17 protein-coding genes are annotated in these 22,686 nt (G+C 57.9%); 10 read left to right on the forward strand and 7 right to left on the reverse strand.

All coding sequences use genetic code 11. From position 1 onward, the window contains the following. Positions 1–31 precede the first annotated feature (31 nt). Genes fhuA through fhuB form a run of 4 tightly spaced genes read left to right on the forward strand, consistent with a single transcriptional unit; the run spans position 32 to position 5,995 of the window. On the forward strand, positions 32–2,281 hold the full coding sequence (fhuA, locus tag VPX56_RS04525; protein WP_326470147.1) for a ferrichrome porin FhuA: 2,250 nt from the start codon (positions 32–34) through the stop codon (positions 2,279–2,281). 50 nt (positions 2,282–2,331) lie between these two features. Further along, positions 2,332–3,129, forward strand: a complete 798-nt coding sequence (fhuC, locus tag VPX56_RS04530) for a Fe3+-hydroxamate ABC transporter ATP-binding protein FhuC (RefSeq protein WP_326470149.1) — start codon at positions 2,332–2,334, stop codon at positions 3,127–3,129. Beyond that, on the forward strand, positions 3,129–4,016 hold the full coding sequence (gene fhuD, locus VPX56_RS04535) for a Fe(3+)-hydroxamate ABC transporter substrate-binding protein FhuD (RefSeq protein ID WP_326470151.1): 888 nt from the start codon (positions 3,129–3,131) through the stop codon (positions 4,014–4,016). Before fhuC ends, fhuD begins: the two co-directional genes overlap by 1 nt. Beyond that, a complete protein-coding gene (gene fhuB / locus VPX56_RS04540) occupies positions 4,013–5,995 on the forward strand; it encodes a Fe(3+)-hydroxamate ABC transporter permease FhuB (protein WP_326470153.1) in 1,983 nt (660 codons plus the stop codon). The genes fhuD and fhuB overlap by 4 nt, the downstream gene beginning before the upstream one ends. 93 nt (positions 5,996–6,088) lie before the next feature. Here the strand turns inward: fhuB and hemL are convergent, their stop codons facing one another. Continuing rightward, complete coding sequence (gene hemL, locus VPX56_RS04545) at positions 6,089–7,369, reverse strand: glutamate-1-semialdehyde 2,1-aminomutase (RefSeq protein WP_326470155.1); 1,281 nt, start codon at positions 7,367–7,369, stop codon at positions 6,089–6,091. A gap of 178 nt (positions 7,370–7,547) precedes the next feature. On the opposite strand from hemL, the gene clcA reads away from it, so the two are divergent. Then, positions 7,548–8,948: a H(+)/Cl(-) exchange transporter ClcA gene (gene clcA, locus VPX56_RS04550; protein WP_326471961.1), complete on the forward strand. Its 1,401-nt coding sequence runs from the start codon at positions 7,548–7,550 to the stop codon at positions 8,946–8,948. Positions 8,949–9,034: 86 nt separating this feature from the next. Further along, positions 9,035–9,382, forward strand: a complete 348-nt coding sequence (erpA, locus tag VPX56_RS04555) for an iron-sulfur cluster insertion protein ErpA (RefSeq protein WP_119938428.1) — start codon at positions 9,035–9,037, stop codon at positions 9,380–9,382. Positions 9,383–9,474: 92 nt separating this feature from the next. Here erpA and VPX56_RS04560 read toward each other — a convergent pair whose 3' ends face one another. Genes VPX56_RS04560 through mtnN form a run of 3 tightly spaced genes read right to left on the reverse strand, consistent with a single transcriptional unit; the run spans position 9,475 to position 11,614 of the window. Next, complete coding sequence (locus VPX56_RS04560; RefSeq protein ID WP_131633888.1) at positions 9,475–10,092, reverse strand: TRIC cation channel family protein; 618 nt, start codon at positions 10,090–10,092, stop codon at positions 9,475–9,477. Positions 10,093–10,122: 30 nt separating this feature from the next. Further along, a complete protein-coding gene (gene btuF / locus VPX56_RS04565; RefSeq protein WP_326470159.1) occupies positions 10,123–10,923 on the reverse strand; it encodes a vitamin B12 ABC transporter substrate-binding protein BtuF in 801 nt (266 codons plus the stop codon). Next, positions 10,916–11,614, reverse strand: coding sequence for a 5'-methylthioadenosine/S-adenosylhomocysteine nucleosidase (gene mtnN, locus VPX56_RS04570; RefSeq protein WP_326470161.1), 699 nt, complete (start codon positions 11,612–11,614; stop codon positions 10,916–10,918). Before mtnN ends, btuF begins: the two co-directional genes overlap by 8 nt. 82 nt (positions 11,615–11,696) lie before the next feature. Here mtnN and dgt point away from each other — a divergent pair, with 82 nt between their 5' ends. From dgt to cdaR, 3 genes are all read left to right on the forward strand, one after another. Then, positions 11,697–13,211, forward strand: coding sequence for a dGTPase (gene dgt / locus VPX56_RS04575; RefSeq protein ID WP_131633885.1), 1,515 nt, complete (start codon positions 11,697–11,699; stop codon positions 13,209–13,211). A 132-nt stretch (positions 13,212–13,343) separates the two neighbouring features. Further along, positions 13,344–14,783, forward strand: coding sequence for a serine endoprotease DegP (gene degP, locus VPX56_RS04580; protein ID WP_131633884.1), 1,440 nt, complete (start codon positions 13,344–13,346; stop codon positions 14,781–14,783). A 154-nt stretch (positions 14,784–14,937) separates the two neighbouring features. Further along, the gene (gene cdaR, locus VPX56_RS04585) at positions 14,938–16,095 is read left to right on the forward strand and encodes a DNA-binding transcriptional regulator CdaR (protein ID WP_326470163.1); all 1,158 of its coding nucleotides are present in this window, start codon (positions 14,938–14,940) and stop codon (positions 16,093–16,095) included. A 63-nt stretch (positions 16,096–16,158) separates the two neighbouring features. Here the strand turns inward: cdaR and VPX56_RS04590 are convergent, their stop codons facing one another. Then, a complete protein-coding gene (locus tag VPX56_RS04590) occupies positions 16,159–16,548 on the reverse strand; it encodes a DUF3461 family protein (protein ID WP_010426739.1) in 390 nt (129 codons plus the stop codon). Between the two features lie 251 nt (positions 16,549–16,799). Between VPX56_RS04590 and VPX56_RS04595 the strand changes: the two genes are divergently transcribed. Continuing rightward, positions 16,800–19,088 carry an FdhF/YdeP family oxidoreductase gene (locus VPX56_RS04595; protein ID WP_326470166.1) on the forward strand — a complete coding sequence of 763 codons (2,289 nt, stop codon included), beginning with the start codon at positions 16,800–16,802 and terminating at the stop codon, positions 19,086–19,088. A gap of 47 nt (positions 19,089–19,135) precedes the next feature. On the opposite strand, the gene dapD is transcribed toward VPX56_RS04595, so the two are convergent. Together dapD and glnD are read right to left on the reverse strand one after the other, a co-directional pair. After that, entirely contained in the window at positions 19,136–19,960 is an 825-nt protein-coding gene (gene dapD / locus VPX56_RS04600; protein WP_008501915.1) for a 2,3,4,5-tetrahydropyridine-2,6-dicarboxylate N-succinyltransferase, read from the reverse strand. Between the two features lie 32 nt (positions 19,961–19,992). Then, a complete protein-coding gene (gene glnD, locus VPX56_RS04605; RefSeq protein ID WP_131633881.1) occupies positions 19,993–22,668 on the reverse strand; it encodes a bifunctional uridylyltransferase/uridylyl-removing protein GlnD in 2,676 nt (891 codons plus the stop codon). Positions 22,669–22,686 lie beyond the last annotated feature (18 nt).

Genomic DNA, 22,686 nt, shown 5'->3' on the forward strand with positions numbered 1-22,686 from the left:
TTATCATTCACTTTTCCATCAGAGATCCATCATGGCGCTTTCCAATACTGCTCAGCCAATTAACACGTCGCTGCGGAAAATCGCGGTCGTCGTCGCCACAGCGGTTGCCGGCATGTCTGCTTTTGCTCACGCAGCCGAAACCCCTAATAAAGAAGAAACCATTACCGTTACCGCCGCACCGGCTGCACAGGAAAGTGCCTGGGGACCTGCCGCGACTATCGCCGCAAGACAATCCGCGACCGGGACCAAAACGGACACCCCGATTCAGAAGGTTCCACAGTCTATTTCTGTGGTCACCGCCGAAGAGATGGCGCTGCATCAGCCACGCTCTGTTAAAGAAGCGCTGAGCTACACCCCGGGTGTGGCGGTAGGTACTCGCGGTGCGTCAAATACCTATGACTATCTCGTCATTCGCGGCTTTGCTGCCGACGGCCAGAGTCAGAATAACTACCTCGACGGTATGAAGATGCAGGGCAACTTCTATAACGACGCGGTGATTGACCCTTATATGCTGGAGCGCGCCGAAATCATGCGTGGTCCGGTTTCCGTTCTGTACGGAAAAAGCAGCCCGGGTGGCTTGCTCAACATGGTAAGTAAGCGCCCAACCACCGAGCCGCTGAAAGAGATCCAGTTCAAAGTCGGTACCGACAGCCTGTTCCAGACCGGCTTTGACTTTAGCGATGCCATCGATGATGACGGTGTTTACTCTTACCGCCTGACCGGCGTTGCGCGTTCCAACAATGCGCAGCAGCAGGACAAAGGGGAACAGCGTTATGCCATCGCGCCGTCTTTCTCCTGGCGTCCGGATGATAAAACCACCTTCACGTTCCTCTCCTACTTCCAGAACGAGCCTGAAACGGGCTATTACGGCTGGTTGCCAAAAGAGGGAACCGTTGATCCCCTGCCAAACGGCGATCGTCTCCCGACTGACTTCAACGAAGGTGCGAAGAACAACACCTACTCCCGTAACCAGAAAATGGTGGGGTATAGCTTCGACCACGAATTTAACGATACCTTTACCGTGCGTCAGAACCTGCGCTTTGCAGAGAACAAAACCTCGCAAAACAGCGTTTACGGTTATGGCGTCTGCACCGACCCGGCGAACGTCGGCAGTAAACAGTGTGCGGCCTTAGCGCCAGCGGATAAAGGCCATTATCTGGCACGTAAATACGTTGTCGATAATGAGAAACTGCAGAACTTCACCGTTGATACCCAGCTGCAAAGCAAATTTGCGACCGGCCAGGTGGATCATATCCTGCTGACCGGCGTTGACTTTATGCGTATGCGTAATGACATCAACTCCTGGTTCGGTTACGACGACTCTGTGCCGCTGCTGGATCTCTATCATCCGGTTAACAGCAACTTTGATTTTGGATCAAAAGATCCGGCAAACTCTGGCGCGTATCAAATCCTCAACCGCCAGAAGCAGACCGGCCTGTACGTTCAGGATCAGGCGCAGTGGGATAAGGTGTTGGTCACTCTGGGCGGTCGTTATGACTGGGCCGATCAGGACTCGTACAACCGCGTATATAACACCACGGCTAAACGTGATGACAAGCAGTTCACCTGGCGTGGCGGCGTAAACTACCTGTTCGACAACGGAGTAACGCCTTACTTCAGCTACAGCGAGTCCTTTGAACCCGCTTCTCAGACCGGGGCGAGCGGCAACATTTTCGCACCGTCAAAAGGCAAGCAGTATGAAGCGGGCGTGAAATACGTGCCGAGCGATCGTCCGATCGTTATCACCGGTGCGGTATATCAGCTGACCAAAACCAACAACCTGATGGCTGACCCTGCGGGCTCATTCTGGTCGGTTGAAGGCGGTGAGATCCGTGCTCGTGGCGTAGAGCTGGAAGCGAAAGCGGCGCTGTCTGCGAGCGTCAACGTTGTGGGTTCCTATACCTATACCGATGCTGAATACACCACCGACACCAACTACAAAGGTAACACGCCTGCGCAGGTGCCTAAGCATATGGCATCCGTGTGGGGGGATTACACGATGTTTGATGGCCCACTGTCTGGCCTGACGCTGGGTACTGGCGTCCGTTATACCGGCTCCAGCAAAGGCGACCCGGCGAACTCCTTCACCGTGGGCAGCTATACCCTGGTGGATGCGCTGGTCAGATACGATCTGGCGCGCGTAGGCATGGCAGGCTCAAACGTCGCGCTTCACGTGAACAACCTGTTCGATCGTGAATACGTTGCGAGCTGCTTCAACACCTACGGATGCTTCTGGGGTGCTGAACGTCAGGTTGTTGCTACCGCGACATTCCGCTTCTAATCTCTCTTTGGGCACGGTTCGCCGTGCCCTTTTTATTTAAGTTGGCTGACATGCAGGATAATAAGATCCACTCCGACACCACTTTCACGCTCAACCATCTCTCCTTCCGCGTACCCGGGCGCACCCTGCTGCATCCGCTCTCTTTGACCTTCCCCGCAGGTAAAGTCACGGGCCTGATTGGCCACAACGGTTCCGGTAAATCCACGTTGCTGAAAATGCTGGGGCGCCATCAGCCGCCGTCAGAAGGCGATATTATGCTAGATGACCAACCGCTTGAGAACTGGAACAGTAAAGCCTTTGCCCGCAAAGTGGCGTACCTGCCGCAGCAGCTGCCGCAGGCGGAAGGGATGACGGTGCGTGAGCTAGTGGCGATTGGGCGTTATCCGTGGCACGGGGCGCTGGGGCGCTTCGGCGTGGCCGACAGAGAGAAAGTGGAAGAGGCGATTGCGCTGGTCGGGCTAAAGCCGCTGGCGCACCGCCTGGTAGATAGCCTCTCCGGCGGCGAACGCCAGCGCGCGTGGATAGCGATGCTGGTGGCGCAGGACAGCCGCTGTCTGCTGCTGGATGAGCCGACCTCCGCGCTGGATATTGCCCATCAGGTTGACGTGCTGGCGCTGGTGCATCGTTTAAGCCAGCAGCGCGGCCTGACGGTGATTGCGGTGCTGCACGATATCAACATGGCCGCACGCTACTGCGACTACCTCGTCGCGCTGCGCGGGGGGGAGATGATTGCCCAGGGTACGCCAGCTGAGCTGATGCGCAGCGAAACGCTGGAGCACATCTACGGTATTCCTATGGGTATTTTGCCTCACCCTGCCGGGGCTGCACCGGTGAGCTTTGTGTACTGATGCTGGACTCAATGATTAGCCGCCGCCGCCTGCTGACGGCCATGGCGCTCTCTCCGCTGCTGTTAAAAATGAACGCGGCGCGCGCTGCCGCAATCGATCCGCACCGTATTGTGGCGCTGGAATGGCTGCCGGTGGAGCTGATGCTGGCGCTGGGCATCACGCCGTACGGCGTGGCGGATATTCCAAACTACAACCTGTGGGTGAACGAGCCGAAGCTGCCGGACTCGGTGATCGACATCGGCCTGCGTACGGAGCCAAACCTCGAGCTTTTGACGCAAATGAAGCCGTCATTTTTGTTCTGGTCTGCGGGCTATGGCCCGTCGGAAGAGACCATGGCGAAGATTGCCCCCGGCCGCGGGTTCTCCTTCAGCGACGGGAAAAAACCGCTGACGATGGCGAAAAACTCCATCAACGAGATGGCGCAGTTTCTGAACCGGGAAGCCGAGGCGAAACGGCATCTCGCCGAATTCGACGCGCTGATCGCCTCCCTGAAGCCGCGCTTTACCAACCGCGGTGACCGCCCGCTGCTGATGGTGACGCTGCTGGACGCCCGCCATATGCTGGTCTTCGGCAAAAACTGTCTGTTCCAGGAAGTGCTGGACAGCTTTGGTATTCGCAATGCCTGGGAAGGGGAAATGACCTTCTGGGGCAGCACCGCCGTCGGGATTGACCGCCTGGCGTCGTTTCGTGACGTCGACGTGCTGTGCTTCGATCATGGCAACGAGCGCGATATGCAGGCGCTGATGGCAACCCCGCTCTGGCAGGCGATGCCGTTCGTGCGCGAGCAGCGCTTCCTGCGCGCGCCGGCGGTGTGGTTCTACGGCGCGACGCTGTCGGCCATGCACTTTGCCCGCGTGCTGGATAACGCCCTGGGAGGCAAAGCATGAATACGCGTATTGCCCGCTTCCCGGCGCTGCTGCTGGTCCTTTTATTTCTCGCCGCGCTGGCGTTAAGCGGGTTCAACCTGTCGACGGCGTTACCGCCAGGGCAGTGGCGTGCCGCGCTTGCCGTGCCGGATATCGACAATATTCAGCAAATGCTGTTCCACTACAGCCTGCTGCCGCGCCTGGCGATCTCGCTCCTGGTCGGTGCCGGATTAGGGCTGGTGGGCGTTCTGTTCCAGCAGGTCCTGCGTAACCCGCTGGCCGAGCCGACGACGCTCGGCGTCGCGACCGGTGCGCAGCTCGGGATCACCATCACTACGCTGTGGGCGCTGCCGGGGGCGTTAACCTCGCAGTTTGCCGCGCTTGCAGGCGCCTGCGTGGTGGGTGCGCTGGTCTTTGGCGTGGCGTGGGGGAAACGTCTTTCTCCGGTTACCTTGATTCTGGCGGGGCTGGTGGTCAGCCTCTACTGCGGGGCCATTAACCAACTGCTGGTGCTGTTCCATCACGATCAGCTGCAAAGCATGTTCCTGTGGAGCACCGGTACGCTCACCCAGACCGACTGGAGCGTGGTGCAGCGCCTGTGGCCGCAGCTGATTGGCGGCGTGGTGCTGACGTTGTTACTGCTGCGTCCGCTGACCTTAATGGGGCTGGACGACGGCGTGGCGCGTAACCTGGGGCTGGCACTGTCGCTGGCTCGCCTTGCCGCATTAACGCTGGCGATTGTGCTAAGTGCGCTGCTGGTTAACGCGGTGGGCATCATTGGCTTTATCGGCCTGTTCGCGCCGCTGTTGGCGAAAATGCTCGGGGCACGCCGCCTGCTGACGCGTCTGATGCTGGCGCCGCTGATTGGCGCGCTGATCCTCTGGCTCTCCGATCAGATCATTCTCTGGCTGGCACGCGTCTGGATGGAGGTTTCCACCGGGTCGGTGACAGCGCTTATCGGTGCCCCGCTGCTGCTGTGGCTACTGCCGCGTCTGCGCAGCATCAGCGCACCGGCGATGGATGCGGGCGACAAGGTTTACGCCGAGCGTCAGTCCGTGCTGTGGTTCAGCCTGGCCGGGCTGGCGGTGCTGATTATCGCATCCTTTGCGGCGCTCTCTTTAGGGCGTGACGCAACGGGCTGGCACTGGGCGACGGGTGATTTACTCCATGAACTGCTGCAGTGGCGCTGGCCGCGTATTTTCTCTGCGCTGATCGCGGGGGTGATGCTGGCAGTGGCGGGCTGTATTATCCAGCGCCTGACCGGTAACCCGATGGCAAGCCCGGAAGTGCTGGGGATCAGCTCCGGTGCGGCCTTTGGCGTGGTGCTGATGCTGTTCCTGGTGCCGGGAAATGCCTTTGGCTGGCTGATGCCTGCCGGGAGTATTGGTGCGGCCGTGACGCTGCTGATTATCCTGATTGCCTCCGGTCGTGGTGGCTTTTCGCCGCACCGTATGCTGCTGGCAGGGATGGCGCTCAGCACCGCATTCACCATGCTGCTGATGATGCTGCAAGCGAGCGGGGACCCGCGCATGGCGCAGATCCTGACCTGGATCTCAGGCTCTACCTACGGCGCGACCGGAAGCCAGGTTGTGCATACCGGGATCGTCATGATTGTCCTGCTGGCGATGGTTCCGCTGTGCCGCCGCTGGATGACGATTCTGCCGCTGGGCGGTGAAACCGCGCGTGCGGTCGGGATGGCGTTAACGCCAACGCGCGTGGCGCTTCTGCTGCTGGCGGCGTGCCTGACGGCTACGGCAACCATGACCATCGGCCCGCTGAGCTTTGTGGGATTAATGGCTCCGCATATTGCCAGAATGATGGGCTTCCGTCGGACCCTGCCGCATATCGTCATGTCCGCCCTGACGGGGGGGCTGATCCTGGTCTTTGCCGACTGGTGCGGAAGGATGGTGCTGTTCCCGTATCAGATCCCGGCGGGTCTGCTGTCGACCTTTATCGGTGCGCCGTACTTTATTTATCTGTTGAGAAAGCAGAGCCGGTAATAAAAGTAAACGGCAATCCTTAGATTGCCGTTTTAATGTTTGCTCCCTCTCCCCGTGGGAGAGGGTTGGGGTGAGGGCATCAAGCCGCACATCTTAGAGCTTCGCAAACACCTTGCGCGCCGCGTCGATGGTGTTGTTGATATCGTCTTTGCTGTGCGCCACGGACATAAAGCCCGCTTCGAACGCGGACGGTGCCAGATACACGCCTTCCTCCAGCATCAGGTGGAAGAAGCGCTTGAAGCGTTCAACGTCGCACTTCACCACGTCCTGATAGCAGGTCACGGTTTTCGCATCGGTGAAGAAAATCCCGAACATGCCGCCCACGTGGTTAACTACCAGCGGAATACCGGCTTCTTCTGCCGCTTCCAGCAGACCGTTTGCCAGCTGCGAGGTCAGGTCGGTCAGGGTTGCATGAATACCCGGCTGCGCCACTTCGGTCAGACAGGCGAAACCTGCGGCCATCGCGATCGGGTTACCGGAGAGCGTACCCGCCTGGTAAACCGGGCCGGTAGGCGCCAGAGCTTCCATCACATCCTTACGACCGCCGAACGCGCCGACGGGCATACCGCCGCCGATGATTTTGCCGAGGCAGGTCAGGTCCGGCTCAACGCCGTAGTACGACTGTGCCCCAGCCAGCGCCACGCGGAAGCCGGTCATTACTTCGTCGATGATCAGCAGCGCGCCGAACTCATCGCACAGGGCGCGCAGGCCCGGCAGGAAGTCTGGCTGCGGTGGGATGCAGTTCATGTTGCCCGCGACCGGCTCAACGATGATGCAGGCAATTTCCTGCGGATACTGCTCGAACGCCGCACGAACGGTGCTGAGATCGTTATAGGTGCAGGTCAGGGTGTGTTTGGCAAAATCCGCAGGCACGCCCGGTGAGTTCGGCTGGCCGAGGGTCAGCGCGCCGGAACCGGCTTTAACCAGCAGGCAATCCGCATGGCCGTGATAGCAGCCTTCGAATTTGATGATTTTGTCGCGGCCGGTAAAGCCGCGCGCCAGGCGAATGGCGCTCATGGTCGCTTCGGTCCCGGAGTTCACCATGCGCACCATGTCCATGGTCGGTACCAGTTCGGTCACCAGCTCCGCCATTTTGACTTCCATCTCGGTTGGCGCACCGAAGCTCAGGCCACGCTGGGCGGCTTCGATGACCGCATTGCGGATCGCCGGATGGTTATGACCCAGCACCATAGGGCCCCAGGAGCCGACGTAATCGATGTAGGCTTTGCCGTCGACATCAAACAGGTACGCGCCGTCAGCACGTTCGATAAACAGCGGCGTTCCGCCTACGCCGGTAAAGGCGCGAACGGGAGAGTTCACGCCGCCTGGAATTAGCTCGCGGGCTGCACTGTAGAGGTTTTCAGACTTGCTCATGGCGTCGTTCCTGGTTCGTATAAAATGATTAAGCGCACTATTCTAAGGGATCCGCCGTACGTTATGAAATTTTTGCCTCCTTAATGCATAAACAAATGTTAAGGATTTTTCAGGATACGTGGCGATGGTCTCTGGTAAACTCCTTGCGGCGATTTGTATGACGAAAAAAGAACAGGCAATGAAAGCAGAATCTCCCTCTTTTGAACAACAACAGTTTGCGCGCGCGCAGCACCGTATCAGCATCCGGCGACTGCTTAATCGCGACAAAACGCCGCTGGCGATCCTGATGGCCGCCGCCGTGGTCGGTATCCTTGCGGGTCTGGTCGGTGTCGCCTTTGAAAAAGCGGTGAATGCCGTGATCAACTGGCGCATAGGTACAATTGCCGGGTATGCAGAAAGCAAATGGCTGGTGTGGATTTGGGCATTCGGCTTATCGGCCCTGCTGGCGATGGTGGGCTATTTTCTGGTGCGCAAGTTTGCGCCAGAGGCCGGTGGTTCGGGTATCCCGGAAATTGAAGGCGCGCTTGAAGAGCTGCGTCCGGTGCGCTGGTGGCGGGTCATTCCTGTGAAGTTTATTGGCGGCATGGGCACCCTGGGGGCGGGGATGGTGCTCGGACGAGAGGGGCCAACGGTTCAGCTTGGCGGGAACGTCGGGCGCATGGTGGGCGATCTGTTTCGGATGCGCAGCGCCGAAGCGCGCCATACGCTGCTGGCAACGGGGGCCGCAGCCGGGCTTTCCGCGGCGTTCAACGCGCCGCTGGCGGGCATCCTGTTTATCATCGAAGAGATGCGCGCCCAGTTTCGCTATAACCTGATCTCCATTAAGGCGGTGTTTACCGGCGTGATTATGTCGAGCATCGTTTTTCGCATTTTCAACGGCGAAGGCGCGGTGATTGAGGTAGGGAAACTCACCAATGCGCCGGTGAATACGCTGTGGCTGTATCTGATCCTCGGCATGATTTTTGGCATCGTTGGCCCGCTTTTTAATACCTTCATCATTCGCACTCAGGATATGTTCCAGCGCATTCACGGCGGGAAGACAAACAAATGGGTGCTGGTGGGCGGCTTGCTGGGTGGGGTATGCGGCATCATCGGCCTGATAGAACCCAACGCAACGGGCGGCGGCTTCGGGCTGATCCCTATTGCCGCTGCGGGAAATTTTAGCGTCGGTCTGCTGCTGTTCCTCTTTATTTCGCGGGTGATCACCACGGTTCTTTGTTTCTCTTCCGGTGCGCCGGGCGGCATTTTTGCGCCAATGCTGGCGCTCGGTACTTTGCTGGGAACGGCGTTCGGCATGGCCGCCGCCGCAGGATTCCCGGCGTACCATCTTGAGGCGGGAACATTCGCCGTTGCCGGTATGGGGGCGCTGCTGGCGGCCTCCCTGCGCGCCCCGTTAACCGGCATTGTGCTGGTTCTTGAGATGACCGACAATTATCAGCTCATATTGCCAATGATCATTACCTGCCTTGGCGCGACACTATTAGCCCAATTCCTGGGTGGAAAACCGCTATACTCCACCATTCTTGCCCGTACCCTGGCGAAGCAGGAGGCTGAGCAGGCCGCGTCGCGGAATACTTGAATGAATTACCAGGGTATTAGATAATGAAAAAAAGAATTGGGTGATTTTTGCCCAATTGCAGTAAGCAGTATTCATGGGAGCATAAAATGAGTGATGACGTCGTAGCAGTGCCGCTCGAATTTACCGAAGCAGCAGCCAAAAAAGTGAAAGTCCTGATTGCCGATGAAGACAATCCGGATCTGAAACTGCGTGTTTATATTACCGGTGGCGGCTGCAGCGGCTTCCAGTATGGCTTTACCTTTGACGACCAGATCAACGACGGCGATATGACTATCGAGAAGCAGGGCGTCGCGCTGGTGGTTGACCCGATGAGCCTGCAATATCTGGTGGGCGGCGCGGTTGATTACACCGAAGGTCTGGAAGGTTCGCGCTTCGTGGTGACCAACCCGAATGCGACAAGCACCTGCGGGTGTGGTTCTTCGTTCAGCATCTAAGAGGTGCGGGCTGATGCCCTCACCCCGGCCCTCTCCCACAGGGAGAGGGAGAAAAGACTAAAAACGGTAACCTTGCGGTTACCGTTTTGCGTTTACCTGTCATCCAGCGCAAACGTCGGCAGCTTAAGGTGCCAGCGTATCGCCGCTAAGCGAATCACCAGCGTAACGACCATCCCCAGCATCGCAGCGTTCTCAAGCGGGACCGCAAAGGTGTAGTACGCCGTGGCGTGGACAATTCCGCCAACGATACAGGCCGTTGCGTAAATTTCGGTGCGCAGGATCATCGGCACTTCGCGCGCCAGAATGTCACGAATAATCCCGCCGCCCACGCCGGTCAGCACGCCCATACAAATCGCCACCATGGGGCCGGTGCCAGCATTAAAGGCTTTGTTCACCCCAATCCCCACAAACACCGCCAGACCGACGGCATCCAGCACCGGCAGCACCCATTTCGGCAATCTGCGGGGCTGGCGAACTAATGCAATGGTTAACATACAGGTGACCATCGCGACGACCAGGTCTGTCGGATCTTTAACCCAAAATACCGGGCCGTTGGCCAGCGCCATATCGCGGATCGTTCCACCGCCCACCGCCGTGACAACGCCAAGCACCAGCACGCCAAACGGGTCCATGCGTAGTTTTCCGGCGAGCAAAACGCCGGAGATAGCAAAAACGGCTGTGCCAAGAATATCCAGCCAATACACGAGCATCGTTAAATCCTCGAACGGGGTGTTTATGTTTTAGTGACTCTCCGCCAGTGCGGCACAGAGTTGTTTTGCGGCGAGGATAATACGCGGGCTGGCGCGTTCAAACCAGTCACCGTTGAGTGGGATCACCGGAATGTTGAGCTGGCCTTGCCAGAATTGTTCAATTTTAGGAATCTCGCTCGCACTTCCGACCACGACAATGGCCTGCGGCTGGCGAGCCAGAACCTGTTCCCGGCTGACCTGCGGCCACGGCACGCGGCTGGCAGCGAAGATATTTTCGCCCCCGCAAATCTCCAGGACCTGATTCTGTATAGAGCCTTGCCCGGTGGTGAACAGCGGTTGGCTGCCAAACTGCAGGAAGACGCGCTTTTTGCTGGAGGTGTCGTATTTATTTTTCAGCGCCGAGTAGTCGCTGAGCATCCGATCGGCCTCGGCTTCGGCTTTCTTCGGCGTTGGGCTATAAGGCGCCAGCGCGCGAAGGGCCTGAGCGACCTGCTCGATGCTCACGGCGTCTACCCACATCACCCTGATACCCAGGGAGGTGAGCTGATTGACCTGACGCTCGGCGTTTCCACCACGCCAGGCCAGCACGAGGTCAGGCTTAAGCGCCACAATGCGCTCAAGATTCATCCCTTGCCATGTCGACACTTGTTCAATACCGGCGGCCTGGGGCGGGTAGTCTGAAAAACTGCTGACCCCCACCGGCACGATCCCGGCGGCGAAAGCCAGCTCGGTGTTAGCGGGGGAGAGGGTAATCACACGCGGCGCGGCGAATAGCCACGCCGGTGCGAGCAGAAGCAGGGCAGCAAGCGCCCTTAGCGTATCTTTAGCCACGCGCCAGATTCTGCACCAGGCGTTCCACCATCACGGTGGACTGTTTTGCAGCAACGGCCAGGAACTCGTCAAAGCTCAGGTGAGACTGCTGATCGGCCACGTCGGAGATCGCGCGAACGACCACGAACGGAACGCTGAAGTTATGGCAAACGTGAGCGATCGCGGTCGCTTCCATCTCAACGGCCACCGCCTGCGGGAAGTTGTGACGGATTTTCGCAAGGCCAACGGAGCCGTTAATAAACGCATCGCCGCTGACGATCAGGCCGCGTACCGCGTTGAGGTTCAGTTCGGCGATGCAGGTTTCTGCTGCCGCAACGAGCGCATCGTCCGCTTTAAACCCGGCCGGGCAGCCCGGAAGCTGGCCGTATTCGTAACCGAACGCGGTCACGTCTGCATCGTGGTAGCGCGCTTCGTCAGAAACCACGATATCACCCACCTTCAGCGTCGGCGCCAGGCCACCCGCTGAGCCGGTATTGATGATGACGTCCGGTTTGCAGCGCTCAAGCAGCAGGGTCGCACCCAGCGCAGCAGCAACTTTACCGATGCCAGATTTCAGCAGAGCAACGTCAACGCCGTTCATTTGGCCGGTATAGATCTCGCAACCACCAAGAGAGAGGGTCTGACGGTTCTCAATTTTGTCACGCAGGAGCGTAACTTCTTCTTCCATTGCACCAATAATGCCGATTTTCATAGATTTACTCGCGATGTGCCTTGTTAAGATGCATAGTCTATCATGCGGTTAAGGGGAAACGCATTCTCACGCGGGGGAGCACATGTCACCAATCGATTTTCGAACCAAAATTAACTGGCACCGACGGTTTCGTTCGCCGCAGGGCGAGAAGAGTGAACATGAGATCCTGCGAATTTTCGAAAGCGATCGTGGGCGCATTATCAACTCGCCGGCTATCCGCCGTTTACAGCAAAAGACTCAGGTCTTCCCGCTTGAGCGTAACGCCGCGGTACGCACGCGCCTGACCCATTCAATGGAAGTTCAGCAGGTTGGACGCTACATTGCGAAAGAGATTTTAAGCCGGCTCAAAGAGCAGCGATTGCTGGAAACCTATGGCCTCGACGAGCTGACGGGGCCTTTTGAAAGCATCGTTGAAATGGCCTGCCTGATGCATGACATCGGCAACCCGCCGTTCGGGCATTTTGGCGAGGCGGCGATCAATGACTGGTTCAAGCAGCGGCTTTTCCCTACGGATGCGAAGAGCCAGCCGCTCAGCGACGACCGCTGTACGGTGCGTGATTTGCGCCTGCGGGAAGGCGAAGAGGGGTTAAACGAACTGCGGCGTAAGGTGCGTCAGGATCTCTGTCATTTTGAAGGCAACGCGCAGGGCATCCGGCTGGTGCACTCTCTGATGCGTATGAACCTGACCTGGGCGCAGGTGGGCTGTATCCTGAAATACACGCGACCTGCCTGGTGGATGGGTGAAACGCCTGCCTCGCACAGCTATTTAATGAAAAAGCCGGGCTATTACCTCTCTGAAGAAGCCTATATTGAAAGGCTGCGTAAAGAACTTTCGCTGGCGCCCCATGGCCGATTTCCACTGACGTGGATAATGGAAGCCGCCGACGATATTTCCTATTGCGTGGCCGACCTGGAAGATGCCGTCGAGAAAAGAATATTCAGCGTCGAGGAACTTTATCAGCATCTTTATGATGCCTGGGGCAAGCATGAAAAAGGTTCTCTGTTTGCTCAGGTCGTCGAAAATGCCTGGGAAAAATCGCGCTCAAATTCATTAAGCCGCAGCACTGAAGATCAGTTCTTTATGTATTTGCGGGTCAACACATTAAATAAACTCGTGCCCTACGCGGCCTCGCGTTTTATTGATAATTTGCCGATGGTGTTCAGCGGTGAATTCAACCATGCGCTGCTGGAAGATGACAGCAGCTTTAGCCAGCTGCTTGAGCTTTATAAACACGTCGCTATGCGGCACGTGTTCAGCCACCCGGATGTCGAACAGCTGGAACTGCAGGGGTACAGGGTTATCAGCGGCTTGCTGGAGATTTACAGCCCGCTGCTGCAGCTATCCGTGGAGGAGTTTAGCGATCTGGTCGCTAACGAACGCGTGCGGCGGTTGCCAATTGAATCCCGGCTTTTCCAGAAACTGTCTACCCGCCATCGTCTGGCATACGTTGAAGCGGTCGGTAAGCTGGACAGGCACGCTGCACAATGGCCGGTGATGGAATATTATTATCGCTGTCGTCTTATCCAGGACTATATCAGCGGCATGACGGATTTGTATGCCTGGGATGAATACCGCAAGCTTATGGCCGTGGAATAATCCCGGAGTTTTGTAAAGACGACCAATAAATTTTTACTTTTTCCATAAACTTAATCCCGGAACTAAGCGGTATAAAACGAATCTGAGTTACACAGCAATTTTGCGTTATCGGGTAAATCGAGATTGAGAAACATGAAAAAAACCACATTAGCAATGAGTGCACTGGCTCTGAGTTTAGGTTTAGCGCTGTCCCCTCTGACTGCTACTGCAGCCGAGACGGCGTCGTCGGCAGCAACCGCGCAGCAGATGCCAAGCCTGGCACCGATGCTCGAAAAAGTGATGCCATCGGTGGTGAGTATTAACGTTGAGGGCAGCACGACCGTCAATACGCCGCGTATGCCGCGTAATTTCCAGCAGTTCTTTGGCGACAACTCGCCGTTCTGCCAGGACGGTTCGCCATTCCAGAGCTCTCCGTTCTGCCAGGGCGGTGGCGCAGGCGATGACGGCCAGGGCGGTGGCGGCCAGCAGCAAAAATTCATGGCGCTGGGCTCGGGTGTCATCATTGATGCCGCAAAAGGCTATGTTGTGACCAATAACCACGTAGTCGATAACGCCAGCACCATTAAGGTTCAGCTGAGCGATGGTCGTAAATTTGATGCAAAAGTAGTGGGTAAAGATCCACGCTCCGATATCGCGCTGATCCAGATCCAGGATCCGAAAAACCTGACGGCGATTAAGCTTGCCGATTCTGACGCGCTGCGCGTGGGCGACTACACCGTTGCCATTGGTAACCCGTTTGGTCTGGGCGAAACCGTGACCTCCGGCATCGTTTCTGCGCTGGGGCGCAGCGGCCTGAACGCGGAAAACTACGAAAACTTTATCCAGACGGATGCGGCGATCAACCGCGGTAACTCCGGCGGTGCGCTGGTGAACCTGAACGGCGAGCTGATCGGTATCAACACCGCAATCCTGGCACCGGACGGCGGCAACATCGGTATCGGTTTTGCTATCCCGAGCAACATGGTGAAAAACCTGACCGCGCAGATGGTGCAGTATGGCCAGGTGAAACGCGGTGAGCTGGGCATTATGGGGACTGAGCTGAACTCCGAACTGGCGAAAGCGATGAAAGTTGACGCCCAGCGCGGGGCCTTCGTCAGCCAGGTGATGCCGAACTCTTCTGCGGCAAAAGCGGGTATTAAGGCGGGTGATGTGATCACCTCCCTGAACGGTAAGCCAATCAGCAGCTTTGCCGCGCTGCGTGCTGAAGTAGGTTCAATGCCGATTGGCAGCAAAGTGACTCTCGGCCTGCTGCGTGACGGTAAGCCGGTTAACGTGAGCCTGGAGCTGCAGCAGAGCAGCCAGAATCAGGTGGACTCCAGCACCATCTTCAGCGGTATTGAAGGTGCGGAGATGAGTAACAAAGGGGCAGATAAAGGCGTGGTGGTGAACAACGTGAAAGCGAATTCACCGGCTGCCCGTATCGGCCTGAAAAAAGGTGATGTGATCATGGGTGCAAACCAGCAGCCGGTGAAAAACATCGCTGAGCTGCGCAAGATCCTCGACAGCAAGCCTACCGTGCTGGCGTTGAACATTCAGCGTGGTGATACCTCTATTTATCTGCTGATGCAGTAATCCTCCCAGGCCCCTGCGGGTTGTCCGCAGGGGCTTTTCTCTTTTCTGTGACCCTTTCCACAAGTCCATACTTCTCCCTCAGACTTTGTGCATTCGCACAATGCGACCGCTGCTGAACTCCCCTATGCTTGAGCTCTGCTCACAGGAGGGTTACATGGCTGGCTGGCATCTTGATACCAAAATGGCGCAGGATATCGTAGCGCGCACCATGCGCATCATCGATACCAATATCAACGTAATGGATGCTCGTGGGCGCATTATTGGCAGCGGCGATCGTGAACGCATTGGGGAATTGCACGAAGGCGCGCTGCTGGTGCTGTCCCAGGGGCGGGTGGTGGATATTGACGATGCGGTCGCAAAGCACCTGCACGGCGTGCGTCAGGGGATTAACCTGCCTTTACGCCTCGAAGGGGAAATTGTCGGCGTGATCGGCCTGACCGGCGAGCCGGAATCCCTGCGCAAATACGGCGAACTGGTCTGCATGACCGCCGAGATGATGCTCGAACAGTCGCGGCTGATGCATCTGCTGGCGCAGGACAGCCGCCTGCGCGAAGAGCTGGTCATGAATCTTATTCAGGCCGAGGAGCATACGCCCGCACTGAGCGAGTGGGCGCAGCGCCTGGGCATCGATCTGAACCAGCCGCGCGTGGTCGCCGTCATTGAAGTGGATAGCGGCCAGCTTGGCGTGGACAGCGCGATGGCCGAGCTGCAGCAGCTGCAAAATGCGCTGGCGACGCCGGAGCGCGATAATCTGGTGGCGATCGTTTCTCTGACGGAAATGGTGGTGCTCAAACCGGCGCTCAATTCCTTTGGCCGCTGGGATGCAGAAGATCATCGCCGCCGCGTGGATCAGCTCATCGCGCGCATGAAAGAGAACGGTCAGCTGCGTTTTCGCGTTGCGCTGGGCAACTATTTTACCGGGCCGGGCAGCATTGCCCGCTCCTGGCGTACCGCGCGTACCACCATGATGGTGGGCAAACAGCGCATGCCGGAAAGCCGCAGCTATTTCTACCAGGATCTGATGCTGCCGGTGCTGCTCGACAGCCTGCGCGGCGGCTGGCAGGCCAACGAGTTGGCGCGTCCGCTGGTTCGTTTGAAAGCAATGGATAACAACGGCCTGCTGCGCCGCACGCTACAGGCCTGGTTCCGCCATAACGTCCAGCCGCTGGCGACGTCGAAAGCGCTGTTTATTCATCGCAATACGCTGGAATATCGGCTTAACCGAATCTCGGAGCTGACGGGGCTGGATTTGGGAAACTTTGACGACAGGCTGCTGCTGTACGTGGCGCTTCAGTTAGACGAGCAGAGGTGAGGCACCCGGCCGACAAGTACAAGTAGGCCCGGTAAGCGTAGCGCCACCGGGCGATAAAACGGCTTATTTGTTGCGAGTTAACTTCTCAAGATCCGCTTCAATCTCGCTGATCTTGTTGGTCACAACGCTTTCCAGATGACGCAGGTCATCGAGGATCTTACGTTTGAGATCGACTTCGGTACGGTCGCGCTGGCAGATCTGATCGAGTTCATCGATCACATAGCGCAGGTTAGGGCTGATTTCCTGGACTTCTTTGTAACCCTGACCGATGCCATCGGCGACGACGGTCTTACGCTGGCGTGGATATTTAAACTTCACGCTTTTGGCGAAAAACTCTCCTTTGTCCTTATGAAAATAGATTTTTAGAATATCGTTATTGGCTTCCTGACGCAGACTGTAGCGATCGATTTCATCAGGATTGGTAATGCCCAGACTTTTCAGATTATCGTACATAGCGGTACCCTTATCTCAACATAACCTTTGAATAATTAACGAAAAAATCCTTTTCCGCTACCCTCAGATGCAAAAAGCGAGAGCATCCTTGAAAAACGGTACTCCATTTTCGCCTGTCGGCGCGCAAGCAAGGAGCATAAGCCTAACTCGTTTATTGTAGTTTTTGGCTACCCCGTCAAGAGGAAATCAATATGAGAATGAAATTGCTACCGTAGCCGCCATAAATAATTGTCGGTAAATAAGCAGTCGCAATGAAAAAAGGTGTTGCAGGTATCAATGGCTATCAGGGCCCGGCAGGAGGCTGGGGCGCAGTAAAAGCCGTCACCGCGTCGGTATTTTCGCAACGGGCTGTCGCCCGCGATATTATCGCCATGTTTAAGATGAACCAGGTCTCGGGCTTTGACTGCCCCGGCTGCGCATGGCCAGACCCCGGCCACCGCGCGCCGATGGAGCTGTGCGAAAACGGCGTCAAGGCCGTCTCCTGGGAAACCACCAGCAAAAAAGCCTCACCTGAATTTTTTAGTCGCCATCCGGTTTCCACGCTGTGGCGCTACAGCGATTACGAACTGGAAAACGTGGGTCGTCTGACCCATCCCATGAAGTATGAAGCCGCAACGGACCGCTGGCAGGCGGTAGAGTGGGATGTCGCCTTTCGGGAAATCGGCGAACGCCTGCGCAGCTACGATTCCCCGGAACAGGTAGAATTTTATACCTCCGGGCGTACCTCCAATGAAGCGGCCTTTTTATACCAGCTTTTCGCACGCGAATACGGCAGCAATAACTTCCCGGACTGTTCCAACATGTGCCACGGGCCGACCAGCGTTGGTCTGACGCGCGCCATCGGCCTTGGCAAAGGGACGGTGGCGCTGGACGATTTCGAACGCTGCGATCTGGTTATTTGCATCGGGCACAACCCGGGCACTAACCATCCACGTATGCTGACCACGCTGCGGGAGGTGGCTAAACGCGGCGGGAAAATTATCTCCATCAATCCGCTTGCGGAGCGCGGGCTTGAGCGCTTTAGCTTCCCGCAAAGCCCGAAAGAGATGTTCTCCGGGCAGGCAACGACGCTGAGCAGCCGCTATTACCAGGTTAAAATGGGCGGCGATTCGGCGCTGCTCAAAGGGATCATGAAGGCCCTGATCGAGATGGATGAAGCACGGATTTTGCTCGACCAGCCTTCGTGTCTCGATCACGCGTTTATCGCTGAACATACCGCCGGTTATTCGGCGCTGTATGAAGATTTACGCCAGTGCAAATGGGCAGAGCTGGAGAAGGAAAGCGGGCTGACGCACGGCCAGATGGAAGACCTGGCCGACAGCTATAGCAAATCCCGCGCGACCATCGTCTGCTATGGGTTGGGGATCACCCAGCATAAAAACGGCACCGAAAACGTTCAGCAGCTGGTGAACCTGCTGCTGCTGAAGGGCAATATAGGCAAGCCCGGCGCGGGGATCTGCCCCCTGCGGGGCCACTCCAACGTGCAGGGCGATCGCTCGGTTGGGATTAACGAAGCCGCACCCGACGATTTTTTACAGCGCCTCGAAGATCGTTTTGCTATTAAGGTTTCGCGTCAGCATGGCCGTTCGAGCGTCGAGAGCATTCGCGCCATCGAACGCGGTGACGCCAGAGCGCTGATCTGTATGGGCGGTAATCTGGCGGTGGCGATGCCGGAACCGCAGCGCACCTTTGCCGCAATGAAAACGCTGGATATGCAGGTTCATATCGCCACCAAACTCAACCGATCGCACCTGCTGCTGGCGAAGCATAACTACCTGCTGCCCGCGCTGGGGAGAACCGAGCGGGATCTTCAGGCCACGGGCATTCAGTCCGTCACCGTCGAAGATGCGATGTCGATGGTTCATGCCTCCTGCGGCGGCCTGAAGCCGGCTTCACGCTGGCTGAAATCAGAGCCCGCGATTGTGGCGGAAATGGCGCGCGCCACGCTGCCTCACTCCCCGGTGAACTGGGAGGAGATGAGCGGTAACTATGCGCTGATCCGCGAGGCGATTGAAGCGGCGATCCCGGCGTTTGCCGGATACAATGCCCGCATCGCTGAGCCCGGCGGCTTCCGAATGGATACCCCGGCTTCACGTCGGGAGTGGCATACGCCGAACGGCAAAGCGAACTTTGTGGTTGGGCGTCTTGCCGCCGTCGATCGCCTGCATCAGCCCTCTGATGCGCTGATCCTGGCATCGCTGCGCAGCCACGATCAGTACAACACCACGATCTATGGCATGGACGATCGCTATCGCGGCATCACCGGTCGCCGGGACGTGGTTTTCCTGAGCGAGACGGAGGCCAGATCGCGCGGGCTGGTGCAGGGCGATGTGGTTAACGTGCAGGCGCTGGAGGATAACGGCCAGCCTGCCGAAGGGCGGGAAATGCGGGGTCTGACGGTGGTAATCTACAGCATGGCTGCCGGATCGATCGGCGCGTACCTGCCGGAGGCGAACGTGCTGCTGTCGCTGGATGCGGTTGACGCCGAAAGCCTGACGCCCGCCTACAAAAGCGTGCCGGTTGTCATCACCAGAGCGTAGAAAAACAAAACCCGCCAGAAGGCGGGTTTTTTATTGCGATACCGACATTAGTCGATGGTACGCAGCAGTTCGTTGATACCGACTTTGCCACGGGTTTTCGCATCCACTTTCTTCACGATAACCGCGCAGTACAGGCTGTATTTGCCATCTTTCGACGGCAGGTTGCCGGAAACCACCACGGAACCCGCTGGCACGCGACCGTAGTGAACTTCACCGGTTTCGCGATCGTAAATGCGGGTGCTCTGGCCGATGTAAACGCCCATGGAGATCACGGAGCCTTCTTCCACGATCACGCCTTCAACCACTTCGGAGCGCGCGCCGATGAAGCAGTTGTCTTCGATGATGGTTGGATTAGCCTGCAGTGGCTCCAGTACGCCGCCGATGCCGACGCCGCCGGACAGGTGAACGTTTTTACCGATCTGCGCGCAAGAGCCGACGGTTGCCCAGGTGTCCACCATAGTGCCTTCGTCAACGTAGGCGCCGATGTTCACGTAGGATGGCATCAGCACGGTGTTGCGTGCGATGAATGCGCCCTGGCGAACTGCCGCAGGCGGCACGACGCGGAAACCTTCTTTCTGGAAGCGCGCTTCGTCGTAGTCGGCGAATTTCATCGGCACTTTATCGAAGTAGCGGCTTTCTGCTCCGTCGATAACCTGGTTATCGTTAATGCGGAAAGAGAGCAGCACGGCTTTCTTCAGCCATTGATGAGTGACCCACTGACCGTCGATTTTTTCTGCCACGCGCAGCGCGCCGGAATCCAGCAGGGAAATAACCTGGTTTACCGCTTCACGCGTAACGGTATCCACATTTGCCGGGGTGATCTCGGCGCGACGCTCAAAAGCGGACTCAATAACGTTCTGTAACTGCTGCATTGTTTACTCTTTCCATTTCACTAAAAAACACGTCACCCTTTATCGTTTGGATTGAGGGCTGCTGTCAACCGTTGTTGCACTTCAAGCTGCAGGTCATTATTAAGGGCACGCCGGTCCGCCGTCGCGATTATAAATAAATCTTCTACTCGCTCGCCAATGGTTGTAATTCGGGCGCCATGAAGCGAAATTCCCAGATCGGCAAAAACCTGGCCGACGCGGGCAAGCAGTCCCGGCTGGTCGAGCGCGATCAGCTCCAGGAACGATTTACGGTCGGTATGGGTCGGCAGGAAATTGACCTCGGTATCGACGGTAAAGTGGCGCAATTTTGACGGCTGTCGACGCGGCTGCGGCGGCTGCCAGCTGTGCTGGGTGATCGCCTGCTCCAGACCAAAGCGTATTCCTTCATGCCTGTCCGACGACAGCGGGCTGCCGTCCGGCTCCAGCACGATAAAGGTGTCCATCGCCATGCCGTCGCGGGTGGTGAAAATCTGCGCGTCGTGAACGCTCAGGTTACGCCTGTCCAGCTCGGCGCAGACGGCGGCAAACAGATAGGCGCGATCCGGGCTCCAGATGAAGATCTCCGTCCCGCCGCGCGTGGCCTGGGGGCTGAGCAGGATCATCGGTTTCGATAAGTCATGCTTCAGCAGATGCCGGGCGTGCCAGGCGAGCTGGTTTGGGCTGTGGCGCACAAAGTAGTTGGCGCGACAGCGCGCCCAGATCTGATGCAGCGCCTCTTCGTCAATGTTATCCATCCGCAGCAGCGCCAGCGCCTGGAGCTGATGATGGCGCACGCGTTCGCGCATGTCCGGGGTATTTTGCATCCCGCGGCGCAGCTGTTTTTCGGTGGCGAAGTACAGCTCGCGCAGCAGGCTCTGCTTCCAGCTGTTCCACAGGGTTTCGTTGGTGGCGCAGATATCGGCAACCGTCAGGCAGACCAGATAGCGCAGGCGATTTTCCGTCTGCACCTCTTCGGCGAACTGCTTGATGACTTCCGGATCCTGAATATCGCGGCGCTGGGCGGTGACCGACATCAGCAGGTGGTGGCGGACCAGCCAGGCCACCAGCTGCGTTTCGCGCGAGTTCAGCCCGTGCAGCTCGGCAAATTTCAGGACGTCCTGAGCGCCCAGCACCGAGTGATCGCCCCCGCGGCCCTTGGCGATGTCGTGGAACAGGGCGGCGATCAGGATCAGCTCAGGATGGGCCAGACGCGGCCACAGCTCAACGCACAGCGGATGGCGGGAGCGCGTCTCTTCCTTCGCAAAGCTTTCCAGCTTGAGCATCACGCGGATGGTGTGCTCATCCACGGTGTAGGCATGGAAAAGATCGAACTGCATCTGGCCGACGATATGCGACCACTGCGGCATATAGGCCCACAGCACGCTGTGGCGGTGCATCGGCAGCAGGCCGCGGCTGACCGCGCCCGGATGGCGCAGCATGCTCAGGAACAGCGAGCGCGCTTCCGGGATGTAACACAAGGGCTGCTTCAGGTGGCGGCGCGCATGGCGCAGGTGGCGCAGGGTGGTGGAGTAGATCCCGGTGATGGTGCTGTTGCGCACCATGGTATAGAACATCCGCAGGATCGCCTCCGGCTCGCGTATGAACAGCGTTTCATCGCGCAGATCGATGAGCGTGCCGCGCAGCTGGAATTCGTCATCAATGGGACGCGGCTTTTCGTCCGCCGTCAGCGCCAGAATCGCTTCGTCGAACAGCTGCAGCAGCATTTGGTTCAGCTCGGTCACCCGGCGGGTGACGCGGAAGAAATCCTTCATCATGTGCTCAACCGGCTCGTTGCCTTCACCCTGATAGTTCAGGCGCTGGGCAACGCTCAGCTGACGGTCAAACAGCAGGCGGTTGTCGTAGCGGGTCACTTCCAGATGCAGGGCGAAACGGATGCGCCACAGCAGGTGCAGGCATTCGTTAAGTTCGTTACGCTCGGCCTCGGTTAAGAAGCCGAAGCCGACCATTTCGTCCATCGAGGTGGCGCCAAAGTGGCGACGGGCGACCCACTGCAGGGTGTGGATGTCGCGCAGGCCGCCCGGGCTGCTTTTGATATCAGGCTCGAGGTTATAGCTGGTGCCGTGGTAGCGCTGGTGGCGCTGATTCTGTTCTTCGACCTTGGCGGCAAAGAATTTTTCTGACGGCCAGAAGCCGTCGCTGAAGATGTGCTTTTGCAGTTCCAGGAACAACGCGACGTCGCCGATCAGCAGACGGGTTTCAATCAGGTTGGTGGCGACGGTCAGATCGGATAGCCCTTCCAGCAGACACTCTTCCAGGGTGCGCACGCTGTGGCCGACTTCCAGCTTCACGTCCCAGAGCAGGGTCAGCAGCTCGCCGATTTTCTGCGCCTGCTCGTCCGGCAGCTTTTTGCGGCTTAAGATCAGCAGGTCGATATCGGAAAGCGGGTGCAGCTCGCCGCGGCCATAGCCCCCGACGGCAACCAGCGCTACGTCGCTAATCTGCCCGAAGCCGTAGTCAATCCACAGGCGCTGCAGCAGCTGGTCGATAAATTCGGTGCGCGCTTCGATGAGCTGCTCGGCAGAAATACCCGCGTCAAACGCGCTTCCCAGCCAGCGCTGGAAGACGTCCATGTGCGCTTTGATGTCGGCACACTTTAGCTCGTGCGGCGGCCAGACGCCCGGGTTGTCGGGCTGGTCGGGGAGGGTGGGAAGAGCTGTGTTAGCATACTGTTCGGGTAAAAGATTACTCATCGTGCGCCACCCATAAGA

Origin of the sequence: Enterobacter wuhouensis, from assembly GCF_035835995.1 — a bacterium.
GTDB classification, from domain to species: domain Bacteria; phylum Pseudomonadota; class Gammaproteobacteria; order Enterobacterales; family Enterobacteriaceae; genus Enterobacter; species Enterobacter wuhouensis.